Source organism: Microbacterium sp. Bi128, assembly GCF_918698205.1.
In genome coordinates this window covers 1-3809 of the sequence record NZ_CAKKMM010000423.1, presented here as the reverse complement: position 1 = coordinate 3809, position 3809 = coordinate 1, and the positions used below count along the sequence as shown (strand labels likewise).

The 3809-nt window shown below is 65.7% G+C and carries 5 protein-coding genes; 1 reads left to right on the top strand and 4 read right to left on the bottom strand.

What is annotated here, in order from left to right:
• The 3 genes from LQV45_RS20305 to LQV45_RS20295 form a co-directional block, all read right to left on the bottom strand.
• Window positions 1-434, bottom strand: a 434-nt coding sequence (locus tag LQV45_RS20305; protein ID WP_230008560.1) for an imidazoleglycerol-phosphate dehydratase, incomplete at its 3' end; no start/stop codon positions are given.
• Window positions 435-505: 71 nt separating this feature from the next.
• Window positions 506-1624: a histidinol-phosphate transaminase gene (locus LQV45_RS20300; RefSeq protein ID WP_230008559.1), complete on the bottom strand. Its 1119-nt coding sequence runs from the start codon at window positions 1622-1624 to the stop codon at window positions 506-508.
• 68 nt (window positions 1625-1692) lie between these two features.
• Entirely contained in the window at window positions 1693-2097 is a 405-nt protein-coding gene (locus LQV45_RS20295) for a LysM peptidoglycan-binding domain-containing protein (protein ID WP_374208258.1), read from the bottom strand.
• A 532-nt stretch (window positions 2098-2629) separates the two neighbouring features.
• Here LQV45_RS20295 and lexA point away from each other — a divergent pair.
• Window positions 2630-3379 (top strand): transcriptional repressor LexA, encoded by a 750-nt coding sequence (gene lexA, locus LQV45_RS20290; protein WP_230008558.1) that lies wholly within the window; start codon window positions 2630-2632, stop codon window positions 3377-3379.
• A gap of 112 nt (window positions 3380-3491) precedes the next feature.
• Here lexA and LQV45_RS20285 read toward each other — a convergent pair.
• The coding region (locus tag LQV45_RS20285; RefSeq protein WP_290370281.1) for a helicase C-terminal domain-containing protein at window positions 3492-3809 on the bottom strand (318 nt) is incomplete at its 5' end.

The window sequence follows — 3809 nt, the reverse complement described above, 5'->3', positions numbered from 1 at the left end:
CCCGTAAAGTGGCCGCCGATCAGGTGGTATTCCTGGCCTGCCGGCTCGCCGGCGTGGACCAGGTAGGGACGGCCGGAGACGTCCACGACAGCTTGCGCGAGGGCCTCATCGAGGGGAACGGTCGCCTCGCCAAAGCGGCGGATCCCGGCTTTGTTGCCCAGGGCGGTCCGCAGAACCTCGCCGAAAGTGATGGCCACGTCCTCGACAGTGTGGTGGACATCGATGTGGGTGTCGCCGGTGGCCTTGACGGTCATGTCAATCAAGGAGTGCTTGCTGAGGGCCGTCAGCATGTGGTCGTAGAACGGGACCGACGTGCTGATGTCTGAAACGCCGGTGCCGTCCAGGTTGATCTCGACCAGGACCGAGGACTCGCTGGTGGTCCGTTCCATGCGTGCGGTCCGGCCCTCGGCGGCGGTGGATCCGGTGGTGCTCATGTAGATGTGTCCTTTGGAAGAAGGCAGGGTGTTGGGCAATCTGGCGGGGACGATCGGGCTCCCCACCAAGTCTAGGCCTGCGGCTTTGCGGAGCCGGCCAGGATGAGTTCAAGTGCCTCCAGGAAGGCTGTGGTTTCTGTCTCAGTGCCGGCGGTGACGCGCAGGTGCCCCGGAATACCGACGTCGCGGATGAGGACACCGGCGTCCAGCATGCGCTGCCAAACCTCATGGGGGTTCTCGAGGCCGCCGAAGAACACGTAGTTGGAATCAGACGCGGCCGGGGTCAAGCCCAACCGCGTCAGTTCCGACACGATCCGGTCGCGCTGGCGCTTGATGTCCTCGACGTCCGCCATGAGCGCCTCCCGGTGGCGCAGGGCAGCCAGGGCCGCAGCCTGGGTGATGGCGGAGAGGTGGTACGGGAGACGCACCAGGCGCAGGGCATCCGCGACCTCCGGGGCCGCGGCCATGTAGCCGAGCCGCGCACCCGCGAGGGCGAAGGCCTTGCTCATGGTGCGCGAGACGATGAGCCGCTCCCGGCCAGGCAGCAGGGTGAGGGCACTGGGCGTGCCGTCGTGGGCGAACTCGTGATAGGCCTCGTCGACGATCACGATGGTCTGGCTGGCCTCGCCGGCGTCATAGACTGCCTCGACCACATCAAGGCCCAGCCCCGTGCCGGTCGGGTTGTTCGGGGAACAGAGGAAGACAATGTTGGGCTGAAGCTCGCGGACTTGCTGTGCCGCTGATTCCGCACTGAGCCCATAGTCCGACGCGCGGGCCCCGACGACGTACTCCGTATCCGTGCCGGAGGCCAGCAGCGGGTACATCGAATACGTGGGAGGGAACCCGAGGGCCGTCCGGCCAGGGCCCCCGAAGGCCTGGAGGATTTGCTGAAGGACTTCGTTGGAACCATTCGCGGCCCAGATGTTCTCCGCGTCCAGCCCATGGCCAAGGTATTCGGCGAGGGCTTCGCGCAATTCGGTGAATTCGCGGTCCGGATAGCGGTTCAGCCCGGCAGCGGCGGCGCTCACGGCTTCGGTAATCGCGGCGCGGACATCGGCCGGGACCCCATGGGTGTTCTCGTTGACGTTGAGCAGGATGGGGACGTCCAGCTGCGGCGCGCCATACGGACGCAGGCCACGCAGATTGGTTCGGAGGGGCAGTCGGTTGAGGCGCTCAAGCTGGTCAGTCACGTGACCAGTTTAAGTGGTAGCGGGACGGGCGCTGAAACTGTGACGCCCGCGACGGCACCCGGGGGTGGCTACTTGGACGGAACAAACAGTTGCTGGCCCGGCATCACACGCGCGGCGTCCAGATTGTTCAACTGCACGATATCGGCCACAACATCGCGGGGATCGCGCTCCGGGGCCACCGACCCGGCAATGGCCCAGAGGGACTCCCCCGGCTGGACTGTGACGGATACGGTCGGCGTCACCGAGAGCTGGTCTGCGGAATCTGCCGCTTTCGCGGGAGCGTTGAGGAATCCGCTGAAGGACAGGATGAACGCCGCCAGCAGAATCAGGGGGACGCCGAAAAAGACGAAGCGTCCGCGCCGGGTGAGCCGAAGCGGCGGCTGCTTGGTCCGGCCGCCGGAGACCGCGGCGGCGGCTCCTTGCTGCGCCCGCGACGGCGCGGAGCCGCGGCGCCTGGCGTTGAGCGGGTACACGTTGCCGTGACTGGAACCGCTTTGGGCGAGGCCGCCGTGTCCGATGCTGCCGTGTCCGATGCTGCGGCGATCCGCTGCGCCACCCGGACCAACACCACGGTGGCGGGTCGTGACGCCCTGAATGTTAGTGCCGTCAAACGCGCTTGAAACTGACATGAACTGAGCCCTCCTGGACCATAAGTTGCCGCCCGGCGTACTCACGTACTCGCCGCCAACCGGCCGAACCTTCGAACATAGAAACGAACATTGCCTGCGAACCCAGATCGTCGGAATCGAACACATATTCGAATCTTGCTAGTTCTGTTTTAGCACTTACTAACGAACGATGTCGAGACTCGCTAGAACAAATGTTTGAAAAAGGTCTGCGGCTGGCCTATTTTTGAGGGACAGGACAACCACTTTCGAACTCCCACTTTCGAACTACCAGTGGGAATTCATTCGTAGTTGATCAGCAGGGTCTGACATTTCAGGCCGGAAGTTCCCGGTGACAGCAGCCACGGCAGCCGGGCGGAACGGAAAGGCGTTGGCGAACATGGCAGCACAAGCCACCGGCGGCAGGGCCACCCCACGGAGCCCGCAGCCCGCCCGGGCCCCCAAGAGCCTCACCGTCCGGCAAAAGAAAATCCTGGAGACCATCCAGCGGTCCGTCACGGACAAGGGCTACCCGCCGTCCATGCGCGAAATCGGAGACACCGTCGGTCTCGCCAGCCTGTCGAGCGTGACCCACCAGCTCTCCCAACTGGAAAAGCTTGGCTACCTGCGGCGTGATCCGAAGCGGCCCCGGGCCATGGAAGTGCTCATGCCGCTGACCCTGGACGAGGGGGCCACGCCGATATCTGGTATCGAGAAGTCCAGCCCCTTGCGGGCCGTCGGCGGCCTGTCGGTAACCGAGCTCGCCAGCGCCACTGACACGGCAATGGTGCCGTTCGTCGGACGCATCGCCGCCGGCGGGCCGATCCTCGCGGACCAGGTGGTGGAGGACGTCATGCCGCTGCCCCGCCAACTCGTGGGCCATGGCGAACTCTTCATGCTCAAGGTGGCCGGCGACTCGATGATCGACGCCGCCATCTGCGACGGCGACTGGGTGGTTGTCCGCCGCCAGGGTGATGCCGTGAACGGCGATATCGTTGCCGCCCTGCTGGACGACGAAGCCACGGTCAAGACCTTCCGCCAGCGGGACGGCCACACGTGGCTGTTGCCGCAAAACACCCAGTACGAGCCCATCCTGGGCGACCACGCCGTCATCATGGGCAAGGTCGTATCGGTACTGCGCTCCCTCTAAACTGCGCTCTCTCTAAACTGCGCTCCCCTTAGCCATCCGGGGCATGCTGCCAGTTCGGAGCGGCCACCCCGCGGCGGATTTCCGGCGCAGGGTGGCGGCCCCGGTTTGGGACTTAGGCTTTCGCGGAGTCTTTCGCCAGGCGCTTCAGGGCTGCCATGGCAATCGATGAATCGGTGGTGGGCCAGAACGGCGGCAGCGCGGCGCGCAGGAAGCCGCCGTAACGCTCCGTGGAGAGCCGCGAATCCAGCACTGCCACCACGCCCTTATCCGAGGTCGAGCGGATCAGCCGTCCGGCGCCCTGCGCGAGGCGGATGGCGGCGTGCGTGGCCGAGACGGCCATGAAGCCATTGCCGCCGGCCTGGGCCACGGCCCGCGAACGTGCCGTCATCAGCGGGTCGTCCGGCCGCGGGAAGGGAATCCGGTCGAGGAC

Excerpts from the sequence above, each read along its gene's own strand:
- lexA (WP_230008558.1), top strand. The coding sequence starts at position 2,630 with ATGGCAGCACAAGCCACCGGCGGCAGGGCCACCCCACGGAGCCCGCAG.